The following is a 16124-nucleotide window of genomic DNA, read 5'->3' on the forward strand; positions in this document are numbered from 1 at the left end:
TTCTCCGGCCGCCTCACGCTCGAGCTGCGCGGCGGCCTCGGCTTTGATGCGGTCGAACTGCTCGCCCATGCGGACCGACAGCGCCTGCGCGGCCGAGAGCGGGCGCACCATGACCATGAAGTCATCGATCCTGCCGTCCTCGTCGAAGTGCAGGAAATCACACCCGGTGACCTGCTTGCCGTCGACGGTGGCCTCGAAGACGAAAGCGTGATCGCGACCGCCCGCGTCCGCGATCTCACGCACATAGTGGAAGTCCTCGAACACCCGGATCACCGCGCGCAGGATGGCCGCGGTGATCGCCTTGCCCGGGTACGGCTTGAACGCCACCGGGCTGGTGAAGACCACGTTATCGGCCAGCAGCGCCTCGATAGCGGCCTCGTCGCGCGCTTCGACGGCTTCGCGGAAGGGATGCATGCCCCACCTCTCATACTCAATTTGTTGTCTAGCTCGCTAGGACACTAGCTGCGTTGACGCACTGCTGTCCAGAGCGCAGAAGACAAAAATTTGAATAGACATGTGATAGCCTGGGCGGATGGCGCTACGTAATGCGGTACTGGCCGCACTCCTGGAAGGCGAGGCGTCCGGATACGAGCTGGCCAAGGGCTTCGACGCCTCGGTGGCCAACTTCTGGATGGCCACGCCGCAGCAGCTGTACAAGGAGCTCGACCGCATGGCCACCGAGGGGCTCATCCAGACCCGGGTCGTCCAGCAGGAGCGCAGACCCAACAAGCGCCTGCACGCCATCACCCCCGCCGGGCGGGCAGCACTGCACGAATTCATCGCCGAGCCCGCCAAACCCACCGCCATCCGCGACGAGATGATGGTCAAAGTGCAGGGCATGGACGCGCAGGACGCGCCCGCCGTCCGCGCCACAGTCGCCGAGCGGATGGAGTGGGCGAAGGCGAAACTGGCCCGCTACGAACGCCTGCGGTCGCGGCTGCTGGACGGCCGCAGCGAACAGGCATACTTGGCCGAGGCCGAACGAATCGGCCCGTATCTCACCCTGCTGCGCGGAATCTCCTTCGAACAGGAGAACATCCGCTGGGGCGCGTTCGCCCTCTCCGTCATCGACCGGCGCCTCGCGGCACACAGCGAGCAGGACCACCGGGAACACGACTCGCGATCGTCTCGGGCATCAGCCGATCCGGACCCGGTCACCTCTGCGTAGATCTGCACGGATAGGTGGTATCCGGCGTGGTCGTACAGCCACCGCGCGGCCGAACCGGAGGCCGAACACGCCGGCACCAGACCACCGACCGGGCGTTCACACTCGTGCTGCACACCTCCGTATCACACATTTGCTGAATATATGCTGAACGTGTGCTGTCAGTACCGGCGCCGATGCTGGCCGTCTCCGGACGGCCACCGCGCGAGCACGGCCGGTGGGCGTTGGAGATGAAGTGGGACGGCATCCGGGCCATCACTCGGTGCAGGGCGGGGGAATGCCGCTTCTACAGTCGAAGCAACCGGGATTTCAGCGGCTCGTTCCCCGAGCTCACAGCACTGCTCGAGGATCTGGGCGAGCGTGCTGAGCTGTATCTCGACGGGGAGATCGTCGCTCCCGATCCCGCGACGGGGGCTCCGTCGTTCACTCGTCTGCAACGACGGATGCACGTAGTGTCGCCGGGCCCGGAATTGCTGCGCCAGTTCCCGGCACAGTATCTGGCCTTCGATTTGCTGGCCGTCGACGGCGAGTCCATCATGAACCTGCCCTACACCGAGCGCCGTGCGCATCTGGATGAACTCGCCCTCGATCGGCCCCTCGCCCGCACCCCGCCGTACTACACGGGTATCGATCCCGCCACACTGCTCGACGTCGCCCGCGAGCACGGCTTGGAGGGAATCGTCGCCAAGCGCCTCGACTCGGCGTACTACCCCGGCCGCCGCTCCCCGCTCTGGATCAAAACACCGTTGCGCAGAACGACCGAGGCCGTGGTCGGGGGCTGGCTCCCCGGCGCAGGACGGTTCGCCGCGACGTTCGGTTCGCTGGTCCTGGGCGCCTACAACGACCAGGACCAGCTGGCCCACATCGGCAACGTCGGCACCGGATGGACCATGCACGACCGCCGATCCCTGCAAGCCCGCCTCACCGAACTATCACGACCGGACTCGCCCTTCGATATCCCACCGCCCCGCGCTGTCGCCGCGGCCGCCCACTGGGTAGACCCTGTCCTCGTCGCCGACATCGAATACCGCGAAGCAAGCCCCGAGGGTCTCCGCCATCCCAGCTGGCGCGGCCTACGCCCCGACAAATCCCCACACGAGACGAAACTACCTCTGTCGCATTAGACGCAACCCGCGCCCGCACGAAATCGGCAATCCATCAGCGAAGTTCGGCGGTGTTCCGTTCGCGTTGGGCGACAGACGACCGCAATCGAGCAGGTCACTCGTCGGATGAAGATGTCTGCGCGGCAACGACTATCGACGTCCCTCCTCGGGATCGGAATCCGGCCGCAGGAGGTATCCGCGCGCGATCTGCCGCATGACAGCGGGGAGCAAAGAGTGCTCGGCTTCGAGGACTCGCGCGGCCAGCGTCGCGGTGGTGTCACCGCCGTGGACGGGAACCTCGACTTGCGCAATGATCTCGCCCGAATCGTATTCATCGGACACACGGTGAACGGAGGCGCCGCTGACCAGGTCTCCGGCGTCGAGAACGGCTTGGTGAACGTTGTCGCCGTACATTCCGGGTCCGCCGTGCCGCGGCAGAAGTGCGGGGTGGATATTGATGATCCGGGCGGCGAATTCTTTCCTCGTCCGCGGTCCGACCTTCTTCAGATAGCCAGCGGTCACGACCCAGTCGGCCGCATGCTCGACGAGTGCAGCGCGCATGGCTTCGTCCGGGTCGGTGTGGGTGCATGCCGACACGTGCCGAGCGGGAATCCCCTTGTCGCGAGCGTAGGCGAGCGCGCCGGAGCCGCTGTTGTTGCTGATGACCAGCACGATGCGAAATCCGGCATCCGGCACCAGGGACGTCTGATGCAGTGCACGCAGATTCGACCCGTTGTGGGAGGCAATCACGGCGACACGAAGCTCCGGCACGGTTGCGTAGTCTTCCACAACGGCCGCGAGATATGCGCAGTCGTTCGTCGCCGCAGCGCACCCGGCCACCTGCGCGACGCCGACTACGGACGAGGTGGCTGCCGTGGGATCTAGATTTGGTCTTCCAGTGGAGCGGGCCACAGATCGATGCTGGTCAATGGGGTGCGGCGGCTGGGTGGGTTGGGGTTGCGCGTTCCGCGGCCGACGCGCAGGGCTGAGTATGCTTGCAGCGCATAGTGTTCGGCGTGGCGAGCCGCGGGATGGCGGCGGCGGGCTTCGGCGAGCCAGCCGGTGGCTTGGCGGAGGGCTTCGGTGCGGGTGAGGGGCGGGTCGGTGGGCAGCAGCAGGGTGGCGTGGCCGGGGGCGACGACGATCGCGGAGCCCAGGTGTTGCAGGCAGCGGCCGATGCCGGGGTCGTCGTCGAGGGCACGGAAGGCGGTCAGGGCGCGTTGCCAGCAGCGCAGGGCGCGGCGGGGTTCGCCGCGGGCCCACCACAGCACGCCCATGGTCTCGTGCGTCTGGGCGCGTCCGTCGGGGTCTCGTCCGGTGCGGGTGAGGGAGTCGGCCAGTTCGAGACGATCCCCGGCGGCGTCGAGCCGTCCCTGCGCGATGTGCACGACGGCGAGGTTGATCAAGGCGCACACCTCGCCGGCGATGTCGTCGCGGGGCAGCAGCCACCACGCAGTTTCCAGCTGATCGGCCACGTTGTCCAGATCCAGCGGGACGGCACCGAACCCCTCCAGCGCCTTGCGATGTTCCCAGCGGGCGGCCAGGCTCGTCGACAGCCGCCAGGGACGGTAGCGTCGCGGCGGTTGGGTGAGCTGACCCGCCCGCAGCCTGACGAGATCATGGTTCAGCTCGTCGAGGCCCTGCAGCGAGGACAGAGCGGCGGCCACGCCGCGTTCATCCTCCAACCCGATTCGCGCGTGCCATACGTCGAGCGCATCGCCGAGCCGAGCCAGGTGTGCGAGCGCGGCGGCGGGGAAGCGCAGTCCGGAATTCGCGCACACCGCCACCAGTGCACACAGGTAGGGTTCCTCGGCTTCGAACCACCGGCGAGCTCCCCCGGCGAAGCGCCGCGATTCCAGCGCGATCGCCCACCGCTCGGCTCGGTCGGCGTAGTGGTGCAGCAAGGCGGTCACCGCGGCACCCCACTCCGGCTTGGCCGTCACCGTCGCTCGGTCCGGCCGAATGGGCACCTGCCGCACCCGGAACCGCTGCGCTCCATGCTCCGCCAGGATTCCGCGGCGGCGCAGGTCCGCCAGCTGCATCGCCGCGGTGGGCGCCGAGGGCTCGCGGGCCAGCGGCAGCCTGCCCTCGGTGTCGCGAATGGCGTTGAGCACCGCAAGCAGCGCGACGCTCTCGAACTCACGCACGGGCAGGTCTCGTAACACCGTGGCGACGGGGTCATCGTTCAGTGCGCAGACCCGCCGCGGTGGCCGCGGATACCGGCGCGGTGCGCAATCGGCCAGCGCGGGACCCGGCTCGACCAGACCCGCGATCAGGTCCATCTCGCGGGCGGTGCGCACCCTCAGGCGGTACCCGGCGGCGAACCGGTACAGCGCATAGGTCGTCGCTGTCGCGATGACCAGCACCGACAGCCAGCGCAGCGTCCCGTTGAGGAACTGGACGAGGGCGTTCTCGCCGAAGGAGTTGACCACGAGGGTGCGTACCAGCTCGAACAGCACGGTGTAGGCCACCACCGACGCGGTACCCAGAAACCCTTGCCAGAGCGACGATCTCGGCGTCCCGATCGGTTCCTCCAGGTCGGTGCGTTCGGTGTCGGCGCTCACCGGGCTGCCTGCCTCGCCCTGCCGGATGACCCCAGCGACTGCCCCTGGCTCACCGCAGCACTCCCCCGGTCAGTCCAGGCACCAGCCAGCGCCGCCAGGTCGCCAGCACCAGCGCCACCGGCAGCACCGCCGACACCAGCGATCCCGCGGCCAGTTGCGCGGCGTTCTCGCTGAACTGGCGCGCCTCCCCCCACAGCAGCAGCGACCACGGGCTCGCACCCGCTCCGCTCACCACGAGTCCGATGAAGAAGTCGTTCCACACCTGAACGAATTCCAGCACCGCCACCGCCCCCAGCGCGGGTCCCGACGAGGCCAGCACCCGCCGTGCGATGGTGCCGGGACTGGCCAGACCATGCAGGGCATCGGCGGCGGCGCTGTCCGGCGGCGCGAGCAAGGCGCCGCGCAGGACCAGGATCGCGATCGGCAATCCCGCGGCGGCGTGCACCAGGATCAACGGGATCCGCGTACCGGAGAGTTCGTTGGCGTCGATGAAACCGTCGAGCGGCCCGAGATAGGTCTGCGCCGGGATCACCGCGAGCACCACCAGACCCACCACGGCCAGCCGCGCCGCGGGCCCGTGCGGACGCAGCGCGGCCAGCCGATAGGCGACCGGCACCGCGGCGGTCACCACGACAACCGTGACGATTCCCGCCACCCATGCGGTGGTCTGCAGTGCGCGCCACAGTCCGTCGTCGTCCCATACCAGGCCGAACGCGGATAATCCGAATCCGTCGTGCCCGTGCACGCCGGTATAGGCGAGTACGCCGATCGGGAACAGCGCCAGCACCGAGACGAGCGCGATGCCGACCGCCCGTACCGGACCCATGCGCGGCCGTCCGATGGTCGAAACATCTCGTATCGCGGGCCAATTCGTCCGTTGTCTGCGTACATCGATCTGCAGCAGCCATGCGACCGAGCCCACGAGCACCGCCAGCGGCAGCGCGTAGGCCGCCGCGTCGCCGGAATCGCCGTCGGCGGCCAGCCGCCACCAGTGCACAGTCGCGCTGTCCACCTGATACTCCAGTGCCCCCGGTACCCCGATCAGCACAACGTCGAACACTCGCGCCGCCGCGACTCCGACCCCGAGGCCGGCGATCAGCACGACCGGCCGCAGCAATGCGTACAGTCGCACCACCGACGGCCTGTCGTCGCCACCATACAGAAAACCCCGGCGCGCCGGATCGGCTTCGATCGCATGAATTCTCGCCCGGAACAGTCCGGTGAGAAATCCCAGCCAGGTCCACAGGAACGCCGACGCCAGCATCGCGGCAAGCCACCACCGGTAGGCACCGACATCCTCGATCCCCAACCATCGCGCCCCGTGGCCGAAGATCAGGCGGAACGCCACTCCCGACACGAACGCCGAGATCCCGAACGGCACGATCAGCGGCAACCACAACCACCGCACCGACCGCCCCCACCAGGCGATCGCCAGCGCCACACCCAACAGCACGACCCCGAATGCCACCCACAGCAAGGTGCGCAGGTAAGCGTCCCGCCCCTCGGTGGTCATCGTGCCACCCAGTAGCCACACCCCGCCGACCGTCCCAGTGATCGAAAAAAGCCACAAGAGGATTCGCTTCCACCTGGCCAGCTGACGGCGCAGCAGCACAGGCACCCGGCGGTGGAGCAGAACAAGCAGACCACGGAACAGACGGCGACGGTGCACCCGGCGGCGGAGCAGAAAAGGCAGCAGCGCACTCACGGCGACCAGCGCGCAGGCGAGCACATCGAGTGGACGCGCTCGCGTGGCGAGGAACACCGTCCATCCGGTCGGAACGACCAGCAGCGCCACCGTCAGCACGGTCACCGGCAGCCCCGCCGCCCAGCCGATCCAGCGCCGCGGCCTGCCGCCCGGGACCAGCGGTCCGCGCATGCGGCGCGTGGCCAGCTCGAGGCGCAACCCGTTGATCTCGAAGGCCGGCAACGTCATCGGCGCCGCCGCTCGACGGTGTCCAGGGCGGCGATCGCGCGATCGATGGACTCCGCCACCCGGGTGTGCGCGCCGTCTCCGACGGAGATCAGGAACTCCGTCAGCACCCGCCACAATCCTTCCCGCCCCCCGACCGCCCCGATCCGATCGGACAAATCGAAAGCGCTGCGCGCGTTCAGCTCGCGGGCCGAGGGCGCGAGCAGCGGCGAATAGTCGGCCACGGTGCGTAGATTCGGCGCGAGGAACCCGCCGTAGCGGTCGATCCACGGCAGCGGCGCACGCGCACCGGCCAGTTTCTCGACCAACTCGTCCGCGCGTCCGCTCGCCTCCCGCGTCACCACCATCACGTCACCGCCGACGATCTTCGGCCGCCCCGGCACATCCGTCACCGGCGGGAACGGCACGACTCCGACCACGTCCTCGACCTTGCGGCCGGACGCGCGTACGCCGCTGCGCACGATGGGCTCCGCGAAATCCGGAGCGACGACCGCCGCGGCGCGGCGATGCTGGAACACGTCCCGGATGGCGTCGGGGAACTGTCTGGTCAACGCGACTCCGATACCGCCGGGAAAGGCATGGCGGTGTCCCCACAGCACCCCTAGGTGCTCGAACGCCGCCCGCACCGCGGGATTGTTCCAGTCCCGACCCGATACCGACGCCAATCTGCCATAGATCCTGGGGGATTCGGCCAGCAGCACGTTCTCGAAGAAATCGGTCAGCACCCATCCGTCGGCGGCGGCCAGCGCGAGCAGGCGAATCGGTGACTGCGCCAGCACCTCCATCCGATTCACCCAATCCGAGAGGGTCCATTCGGCCGGATCGCCGAGATGGTAGGCGGCGAACTGCTGCCGGTCGAACCACACCAGCGATTTGTCGGCGGCCTTGAACGGCACGCCGAAAGGCCTGCCGTCGTGGCGCAGTAAGCGTTGCCAGTGCTCGGCGTACCTCGTCCCGAGCTCGTCGGTCCACACCGTCTCGGCGATCGGCCGCAGTTCGCGTTTTTCGGCGAGCTCGAGCACCCGCCCCGCCTGCGGCAGCATCACAACATCCGGCGCGGACCGGCCACCGGCGGTGAACGCGGTGTCGGTGTTGTCTCCGAGTGGAATCACCTCGATGTCGAAGCCGAGGTGCAGTTCATCCACCACGGCATGGAAGGCCGCCAGTTCCGCGCCGCTCCAGGACACCCCGACCCGCACCGCCTCCGCGCTGCCCAACAGCAGATCCGGCGCGCACGCGGCGGCAAGCGGGATGACCAGTCCCGCTTGCAGCACCGCTCTGCGCGTCCCCATCGACCCCCGATGTCATTGCGTGGCAATCGAACTCGATTATGCGCCAGAGGCGGTGCCGCGGTGAGCGAGTTCGCGATCTTCGTTTCGCGGCAAAGCACTGGTTTGTCGAGCGTCCCAATCGGCCGGTGACCGCCACTTCGTTGTGATTCCTGCTGAGTGCAGCCTCGGCGAGCCCGATTCCCGGGCCGATCGTGGCGAATGCGGCGACGGTGCCGAGTGACGCTTGCCACACTCGGTACGTGAGCGTACCGTGAGTCCGGTACATCGGAGTACCACGCGAGGGAGGTGGGCGCATGCCCGCTGTGAAACTGCCCGAGGGCCCATCCACGCCACCGATCGTGCAGAACCTGGAGCTACTCACCGGGCGCACCCGAACGTGGCGGCGCCTGCAGCAGCGCTACGGATCGGCGTTCACCATCCACACGCCACGATTCGGGCGGGTGGTCGTGCTGGCCGAGCCCGCCGAGATCAAGGCGCTGTACACCGCCGGCACCGACGTCGCGGACAACATCGCCACCAATCTCGGCGAATTCCTCGGCCAGGGTTCACTTTTCGCGCTCACCGGCGCCGAGCACCGCAAGCGGCGCAAGTTGCTCACCCCACCCTTCCACGGTCGCAGACTCTCCGTGTACGAGGCGCTGATCGAAGAGGAAGCGGTCCGCGAGATGGCGTCCTGGCCCTCGGGCCGCGAGTTCGCCACGATGGACTCGATGATGCGGATCACGCTGAACGTGATCCTGCGCGCGGTCTTCGGCGCCGAAGGCGCCGAGTTCGAGCAGTTGCGCAAGCTGCTGCCCAAACTGGTTCTCATCGGGTCGGGGCTCGCCGCGATTCCGGTGCCGAAGGGAATGCTGGGCCGCTTCGGTCCCTGGGCCCGGTTCGAGGCCTACCGCCGCCGCTATGACGAGATCGTCGGGAGGCTCATCGACCGCGCCGCCGCCGACGACCGCATCGCCGACCGTGACGACATACTGGCGATGATGCTGCAATCCCGCTACGACGACGGCACCGCCATGAGTCGCGGCGAGATCGCCGACGAGCTGCTCACCCTGCTCACCGCCGGTCACGAGACCACGGCGACGACCTTGGCCTGGACGATCGAACGACTGCGCAGGCATCCGGACATCCTGCACCGCCTGGTCGCCGAAGCCGACGACGGCGGTTCGCAACTGCGCGAGGCGACACTGTGGGAGGTGCAGCGCGTGCGGCCGGTGATCGACCTGACGGGGCGCACCATCCGGGCGGACACGATGCAGCTGGGCCGCTGGACCCTGCCGAAGGGCCAGAACGTGCTGGTCAGCATCCGGCTCATGCACGACAACGAAGACCTGTTCCCGAACGCGCGCCGCTTCGACCCCGACCGCTTCGTCGGTGCCCGGCCGGGCACGTTCAGCTGGATTCCGTTCGGCGGCGGTCATCGCCGCTGCATCGGCGCCGCATTCGCCACGATGGAGATGAACGTCGTCCTGCGCACCCTGCTGCGCGATTTCACGCTGGAACCAACCGACGCCCGAGACGAGCGAGTGCACTTCCGCGGCGTCGCGCTGGTCCCGGCCAAGAAGGGCCGGGCCGTGGTGTACCGCCGCTCCCCGCGCCCCGCCGTGCCCGACCGCGATCACGCCGCCGAGGTGACTGCATGACCGAGCGGTTCGCCGAAGTCGGCGGCGGAGTCACCCTCGCCTACGAGCAACTGGGTACCGGCGGCACACCTCTCGTGCTGCTCGCCGGACTGGGCCAGCAATTCCACGACTGGCCCGACGGACTGTGCGAGCTGTTGGCGGCGCACGGCTACCGCGTCATTCGATTCGACAACCGCGATGCGGGACGCTCGACACACGCCGGTTTCCCACCGCCGGGCCCGGTCGATTTCCTCCGCCGCCGCTGGCATCGCGACCAGTACGTACTCGCCGATCTCGCCGCCGACACCGTGGGCCTGCTCGACGCGCTCGAGCTGCCGTCCGCACACCTGGTCGGCATATCGATGGGCGGGATGATCGCCCAGACCGTCGCCGTCCGCCACCCCGCCCGGGTCGACTCGCTGACCTCCATCATGTCCACCACCGGCGCCGCCAGGATAGGACGTCCCGCGTGGTCGACCTGGCGATTGATGTTCAGCCGGCCGGCACGCGACCGCGCCGAGCACATCGATCAGGCCGTGCGCATGTACCGGCACATCTCCTCGGCCGGATACCCGTTCGACGAGTCCGCGGTGCGCACGGCGGCGGCCATCACCTGGGATCGCGACCCGGCGCCCGCCGCGGCCGTCGGCCGTCAGCTCGCCGCGATCCTGAAGTCCGGCGACCGGACCAGCGAACTGCGGGCCGTCACCGCGCCGACGCTCGTCCTGCACGGTGATCGCGACCTGATGGTCGCCCCGACCGGCGCGGCCGCGACCGCCCAGGCCATTCCAGGCGCCCGCCTGCACACCCTCCGCGGAATGGGCCACGACCTGCCCGCCGCCGTGTGGCCGACGCTCGCCGACCTCATCCACGACCACATCCGCACCGCAGAACCCAGGAGCATCGATGCCCCGCACCCCTAGGCCGCTATCCGGCCATCCGGTCATGATCACCGGCGCGGCCTCCGGGATCGGCCGCAGTCTCGCCCAATTGTTATCGAGCAAGGACTCACCGGTGGCGATCGCCGACATAGACGAGACCGGACTGAAGGAGACCGCAGCGTCGCTGACCGGCCCGGTGCTCACCCGCGTCCTCGACGTGCGCGACGCCGCCGACCAGCGCGCCTTCGCCGACGAGGTCCGCGACTGGCTGACCGCGCCGCTGGCCGCGGTCTTCAACAACGCCGGTGTCGCCGTCTCCTCGTCGGTGCTCGACGCGGTCCCCGAGGACGACGAATGGCTGCGGCAGATCAATTTCGACGGGGTCGTCAACGGTACACGCGCCTTCCTGCCCATCCTCGTCGAGCAGGATCACGGTGTCATCGTCAACACCTCGAGCGTGTTCGGACTACTCGGCATGCCCAATCAAAGCGCCTACTGCGCAGCGAAATTCGCGGTCAGAGGATTCACCGACGCCCTCCGGCAGGAACTGCGCCGCACCGGCGTGTCCGCGGTGAACGTGCACCCCGGCGGCATCAGCACCAACATCGCGCGCAATGCCCGGGTCCACAAAGACCCCGAAGGCCGCGGACGCACCCACCAGCAGATGGCCGCCGAATTCGAGGCAAAGACTTTGACCACCCCGGACAAAGCGGCCGAAATCATCTGCCGCGGAGTCGAACACGGCAAATCGCGAATCCTGGTCGGACCGGACGCCTACCTCTTCGACATCCTGGCACGGGTGGCGCCCACCCGCTACTACAGCGTGGTCGAACTCCTCGAACGCCTGCTGGGTACCCGGAACACGGCAGGAGCACAGTCATGACCGAGCACGTCGATGTCCTGATCGTCGGCGCCGGACTGTCCGGCATCGGAGCCGCGCACCATATCCAAGCGGCGTTCCCCCACCGCAGCTACGCCATCCTCGAGGCACGCGACGCCATCGGCGGCACCTGGGATCTGTTCCGCTATCCAGGAGTGCGCTCGGACTCCGACATGCACACCCTTGGTTACCGATTCCGCCCCTGGACCCAAGCCAAGGCCATCGCCGACGGGCCGTCGATCCTGCGGTACATCCGCGACACCGCCGCCGACGCAGGGATCGATCGGCGCATCCGGTTCGGCCACCGCGTGATCGGGGCATCCTGGTCCTCCACCGAGTCGCGCTGGAAGGTGCGGGCCGAACACGACGGCGCCACCCACGTGTTCACCTGCGACTTCCTGCTCATGTGCAGCGGCTACTACCGCTACGACGAGGGCTACACACCCGAATTCGCCGGAGCAGGCGACTTCCGCGGGCGGCTGGTGCATCCACAGCACTGGCCCGCCGACCTCGATTACGCCGGCAAACGGGTGGTCGTCATCGGCAGCGGCGCCACCGCGGTGACCTTGGTACCGGCCATGGCCGAGACCGCCGCGCACGTGACGATGCTGCAACGGTCACCGACCTACATCATGCCCGTCCCCTCCGAAGACACGGTGGCAAACCAACTGCGGCGACTGCTCGGACCGCGCCGGGCCTACACCCTGGTCCGCTGGAAAAACGTGCTGGTCAGCACGCTGATCTACCAGTTGAGCCAGCGGAAGCCACGGCAGATGCGGAAATTCATCCGCGGCCTCACCGTGAAACAGCTGCCCGACGGCTACGACGTGGACACCCACTTCAAACCCACCTACCAACCGTGGGATCAGCGGCTGTGCCTGGTACCGGACGGCGATCTGTTCCGCGCGATCCGTGCCGGACGCGCCTCCGTGGTCACCGACCGCATCGACAGATTCACCGCAACCGGGCTGCGCCTGGAATCCGGGCGCGAACTCGGCGCCGACATCGTGGTCACCGCCACCGGTCTGCAACTACTCGCCCTCGGCGGACTGCGGCTCACCGTCGACGGGCAGGAAGTCGCCCTGCCGGACACCATGGCCTACAAGGGAATGATGCTCAGCGGCGTACCCAACTTCGCGTTCACCATCGGCTACACCAACGCGTCCTGGACGCTGAAAGCCGATCTGGTCAGCGAATTCGTCTGCCGACTGCTGCGGCACATGGACGCGGGCGGCTATCACCAGACCACCCCCTCGCCGGACCCGAACGTGTCCCCGGCGCCGCTGCTGGATTTCCAGGCCGGGTACGTGCTGCGGGCCATCGACGGATTCCCCAAAGCGGGCTCCCGGGCTCCGTGGCGGTTGGGCATGAGTTACGCCCACGACGTGATCGCCCTGCGGTACGGCCGCATCGACGACGGCACGATCCGGTTCACCCGGCAAAGCGCACAGCCCGACGATGCCGAATTCACCGGGACCGTCGGAGCTGGCCCCGGCTCCGAACAGATCACGGCGTGACACCCGCAGGCGACACGCGCACAGCCGAGAGGAGTAACTAACCTGATTCTCGTGACACGTGCCGAGCCCCTACCCCGCAGCACCGCCGAAACCGGCTCGGAATCGGGGTTTCGCCGCCGACTCCTCGACGGCATGGCCGTCGCGGTGCGCGAACGTGGTTATCCGGACTCGACCGTCGCCGACGTGGTCCGCCACGCCCGCACCTCCCGCCGCACCTTCTACGAGCATTTCACCAGCAAACAGGACTGCTTCATCGCCCTGCTGAGCGAGCGGAACAAGGAGACGATCCAGCAGATCGATGCCGCCGTCGACCCGCACGTGCCGTGGCGCACACAAGTGCGCCAAGCCATCGAGGCATGGATCCGCACCTCGCAGGACGACCCCTCGATCACGCTCAGCTGGATCCGGGTCGTCCCCGCCCTCGGCGTGGACGCACGGCAGTTGCAGCGCGAGGTCGCCGAGGCGTTCATCGCACTGATCCAGAAGCTCACCGACACACCCGAATTCGCGGCCGCCGGACTGCGGCCACCGTCCCGGCAGCTGGCGACGATCCTCTTCGGCGGCTTCCGAGAACTCATCGCGACAACCGTCGAGGACGGAGACGACATCGGCGGCATCGTCGACGTGGCGGTCGAATCCGCGATCGCCCTCGTCGGGCCCCACGTCTAGCCGCCCCTGGCCGGGGGCGGAAAGGCGGCTCCGCGACGATCCGGCGGCCGAGCCATCGGCCGGGAATTGCCGAGCGGTCCGAATTGGTCCGGACCAGGGGTCGTCAGACGCGTTCGGCCGGTTCGGCCAGAGCGAGCGCATCGCGCTGAGCCGTTGCCGGAACGCCGTCTTCGCCGAGACGCTCGGCGAGTGCGGACAGGACGTCCGAGCAGCCCGCCTCGAGCTTCAGCGCGGCCAGCTCGTCGCCCCGGGTGCGGCCGCGATTGACGATGACAACAGGACGCCCGTGCTTCACCGCATGACGGGCGAAGCGAAGTCCGGACATCACCGTCAGCGACGACCCGGCGACCAGCAGCGCGTCCGCCGCGTCGACGAGCTCGTAGGCCGCGGCGACCCGTTCCTTCGGCACGTTCTCCCCGAAGTACACGATGTCCGGTTTGAGCAGGCCGCCGCAGCGTTCACAGTCCACCATCCGGAAGCTCGCGGTATCGGTGACCACCGCGTCGGCGTCCGGCGCGACCTCGAGCCCGTTGGTTACCGCCGCCTCGGCGAAGCCCGGATTGGCCGCCTCGAGCCGGTCGGCCAGCGCCATCCTGGAGACCAACGCCGCGCAGCCCAGGCAGCGCACCCGCGCATAGGTGCCGTGCAGATCGATCACCCGCCGATGACCCGCCTTGGTGTGCAACAGATCCACATTCTGCGTGATCAGCCCGATGACCACGCCCATCCGCTCCAACCGCGCCAAGGCGCGATGCCCGGGATTGGGGCGCGAACCGTCCATACGCCGCCACCCGACGTGGTTGCGCGCCCAGTACCGCTGCCGGAACGCCGCATCACCGACGAACTGCTGGTAGGTCATCGGGTTGCGCGGCGGCGACGACGGACCGCGATAGTCGGGTATCCCGCTGTCAGTCGAGACCCCCGCACCGGTCAGCGCGACCACCCGGCGCCCGTCGAGCAACTCCACCAGCCGCTCGAACCCGGCGCCGCGATCTGCCCGCGCGAAATCCGACATGCCGTTCAGAGTACGGCGGCCACCACCCGCAGGCCCCTGCACACCTCGCGCCGTCCTTTCGGCGAGGTCAGACTCGCCGCATCACCGAAACGACCTTCCCGAGCACGACCGCCTCGTCGCCGTCGATCACGTCATACGCCGGATTACGCGGCTCCAAGTACACATGCCCACTGCGCCGCCGATACACCTTCACCGTCGCCTCCCCATCGATCATCGCCGCGACGATCTCCCCGGAATGCGCCTCGTGCTGTTTGCGGACCACCACGATGTCGCCATCACAGATCGCCGCGTCGATCATCGAATCACCGCGCACCCGCAGCCCGAACACCGTGCCGCGCCCCACCAGCTCGCGCGGCAACGTCATCACGTCGTCGGTGTGCTCCTCGGCCAGGATCGGCGCGCCCGCCGCGATATCACCGACCACTGGAACCGCCACCGAATCCTCCGCCGTCTCCCGCCGCACCGGGCCCGGCACGAACATCCGCACATCGATCGGACGCGACACCGACCGGCTCCGGCGCAGAAAACCCCGCTCCTCCAGACTTTTCAGGTGTTTGGACACCGACGACGTAGACCGCAGGCCCACCGCGTCGCCGATCTCCCGTGTGCTCGGCGGATACCCGTACCGGACCACCCAATCTCGAATCGTGGCGAGAATCCGCTGCTGTCGCGGCGGCAACGTCGAGGTGTCGAGATGCTCGAACGCGTCGAGCTGGTCGTATCCGGTCACCCGGGGAATGGTAGAGGGGCGGACCGACGATCTCCGCCGCCCGGCACGGCGAACAGCGCCCGATCGGGTTCGGGAACCCAGCAGGAGGCGGCGATATCCCGGTTGTAGTTGTCCGCCACGTGCTCGATCAAGTGCGGCAATCCCGGATGCCGGTTATCCGCCTCCCACAGCAGTGCCAGCGGATACGCCGGAGTGGGATCCATGATCATCAGCCGCCGCACGTTCGGATGCCATGGCGTCAGTCCGCCGTCTCCGGTGAAGGTCATCAGCGACGACGAGTCCGCGATGCGCTCGACGATCTCCGCCAAACTCGCCGACCGGCCCGTCGTGTCGATCGGAATCCCGCTGAAAGCACTGAAGTCTCGATAGAAGTCCGCCCACTCCGATGGCACGGCCGCGCCCGGCACCCACACCGGATGCCCGGCGATCTCGCGCAACCCGATCGTCGAGCGGCCCGCGAACGGATGATCCTTGCTGACGAGCAGGCACAGCGGCTCCAGATACGCGGGGGCGGCGGCAATGTCGGCAGGCAGCCGAACGGGACCTCCGTAAGCGCGGGCCAATGCTGCGTCCACATGCCCGCCACGCAGCGCCTCCCGCGAGGTCGTGATCACATTCGAGATCACGACCTCGGTGTCCGAGTGCGGATGGCGAGCAAGATAGAACTCCATCAGCTCCATCGCGGCCGTGCGTTTGCCGAGCACCGCGACCCGCAACGGCCGGGTCTCCGCCCGCACCGCGCGCACCGCGGCGTCGGCG

15 protein-coding genes are annotated in these 16124 nt (G+C 68.3%); 7 read left to right on the plus strand and 8 right to left on the minus strand.

Features of this window, described 5'->3' with window-relative positions; genetic code table 11:
* Nucleotides 1-414, minus strand: a 414-nt coding sequence (locus tag NA4_RS05995) for a nuclear transport factor 2 family protein (RefSeq protein ID WP_067465138.1), incomplete at its 3' end; no start/stop codon positions are given.
* A 118-nt stretch (nucleotides 415-532) separates the two neighbouring features.
* Here NA4_RS05995 and NA4_RS06000 point away from each other — a divergent pair.
* Nucleotides 533-1168: a PadR family transcriptional regulator gene (locus NA4_RS06000; RefSeq protein WP_084496847.1), complete on the plus strand. Its 636-nt coding sequence runs from the start codon at nucleotides 533-535 to the stop codon at nucleotides 1166-1168.
* A gap of 173 nt (nucleotides 1169-1341) precedes the next feature.
* Nucleotides 1342-2289, plus strand: a complete 948-nt coding sequence (gene ligD, locus NA4_RS06005) for a non-homologous end-joining DNA ligase (RefSeq protein ID WP_067465141.1) — start codon at nucleotides 1342-1344, stop codon at nucleotides 2287-2289.
* Between the two features lie 129 nt (nucleotides 2290-2418).
* Here ligD and purN read toward each other — a convergent pair whose 3' ends face one another.
* The 4 genes from purN to NA4_RS06025 all read right to left on the minus strand — a co-directional run bounded on the left by purN (nucleotide 2419) and on the right by NA4_RS06025 (nucleotide 8054).
* The gene (gene purN / locus NA4_RS06010) at nucleotides 2419-3039 is read right to left on the minus strand and encodes a phosphoribosylglycinamide formyltransferase (protein WP_067465171.1); all 621 of its coding nucleotides are present in this window, start codon (nucleotides 3037-3039) and stop codon (nucleotides 2419-2421) included.
* A gap of 110 nt (nucleotides 3040-3149) precedes the next feature.
* Complete coding sequence (locus tag NA4_RS06015) at nucleotides 3150-4832, minus strand: tetratricopeptide repeat protein (RefSeq protein WP_067465144.1); 1683 nt, start codon at nucleotides 4830-4832, stop codon at nucleotides 3150-3152.
* A gap of 49 nt (nucleotides 4833-4881) precedes the next feature.
* Nucleotides 4882-6765, minus strand: coding sequence for an ABC transporter permease family protein (locus tag NA4_RS06020; RefSeq protein ID WP_067465147.1), 1884 nt, complete (start codon nucleotides 6763-6765; stop codon nucleotides 4882-4884).
* Nucleotides 6762-8054, minus strand: a complete 1293-nt coding sequence (locus NA4_RS06025) for a type 2 periplasmic-binding domain-containing protein (protein WP_067465150.1) — start codon at nucleotides 8052-8054, stop codon at nucleotides 6762-6764. The genes NA4_RS06020 and NA4_RS06025 overlap by 4 nt, the downstream gene beginning before the upstream one ends.
* A gap of 293 nt (nucleotides 8055-8347) precedes the next feature.
* Between NA4_RS06025 and NA4_RS06030 the strand changes: the two genes are divergently transcribed.
* The 5 genes from NA4_RS06030 to NA4_RS06050 are packed head-to-tail and all read left to right on the plus strand — an operon-like array spanning nucleotide 8348 to nucleotide 13620.
* Nucleotides 8348-9694 carry a cytochrome P450 gene (locus tag NA4_RS06030; RefSeq protein WP_067465153.1) on the plus strand — a complete coding sequence of 449 codons (1347 nt, stop codon included), beginning with the start codon at nucleotides 8348-8350 and terminating at the stop codon, nucleotides 9692-9694.
* Entirely contained in the window at nucleotides 9691-10596 is a 906-nt protein-coding gene (locus NA4_RS06035; RefSeq protein WP_067465156.1) for an alpha/beta fold hydrolase, read from the plus strand. Before NA4_RS06030 ends, NA4_RS06035 begins: the two co-directional genes overlap by 4 nt.
* The gene (locus NA4_RS06040; protein WP_067465159.1) at nucleotides 10580-11437 is read left to right on the plus strand and encodes an SDR family NAD(P)-dependent oxidoreductase; all 858 of its coding nucleotides are present in this window, start codon (nucleotides 10580-10582) and stop codon (nucleotides 11435-11437) included. The genes NA4_RS06035 and NA4_RS06040 overlap by 17 nt, the downstream gene beginning before the upstream one ends.
* Nucleotides 11434-12951, plus strand: a complete 1518-nt coding sequence (locus NA4_RS06045; protein WP_084496848.1) for a flavin-containing monooxygenase — start codon at nucleotides 11434-11436, stop codon at nucleotides 12949-12951. The genes NA4_RS06040 and NA4_RS06045 overlap by 4 nt, the downstream gene beginning before the upstream one ends.
* A gap of 51 nt (nucleotides 12952-13002) precedes the next feature.
* Nucleotides 13003-13620: a TetR/AcrR family transcriptional regulator gene (locus NA4_RS06050; protein ID WP_245671137.1), complete on the plus strand. Its 618-nt coding sequence runs from the start codon at nucleotides 13003-13005 to the stop codon at nucleotides 13618-13620.
* Nucleotides 13621-13723: 103 nt separating this feature from the next.
* On the opposite strand, the gene NA4_RS06055 is transcribed toward NA4_RS06050, so the two are convergent.
* From NA4_RS06055 to NA4_RS06065, 3 genes are all read right to left on the minus strand, one after another.
* Entirely contained in the window at nucleotides 13724-14635 is a 912-nt protein-coding gene (locus NA4_RS06055) for an NAD-dependent protein deacetylase (protein ID WP_084496849.1), read from the minus strand.
* 67 nt (nucleotides 14636-14702) lie between these two features.
* Nucleotides 14703-15365, minus strand: coding sequence for a transcriptional repressor LexA (gene lexA, locus NA4_RS06060; protein WP_067465165.1), 663 nt, complete (start codon nucleotides 15363-15365; stop codon nucleotides 14703-14705).
* Nucleotides 15362-16124, minus strand: a 763-nt coding sequence (locus tag NA4_RS06065; RefSeq protein ID WP_067465168.1) for a LysR substrate-binding domain-containing protein, incomplete at its 5' end; no start/stop codon positions are given. The genes lexA and NA4_RS06065, both read right to left, overlap by 4 nt.

The organism is Nocardia amamiensis NBRC 102102, assembly GCF_001612745.1.
GTDB lineage: Bacteria > Actinomycetota > Actinomycetes > Mycobacteriales > Mycobacteriaceae > Nocardia > Nocardia amamiensis.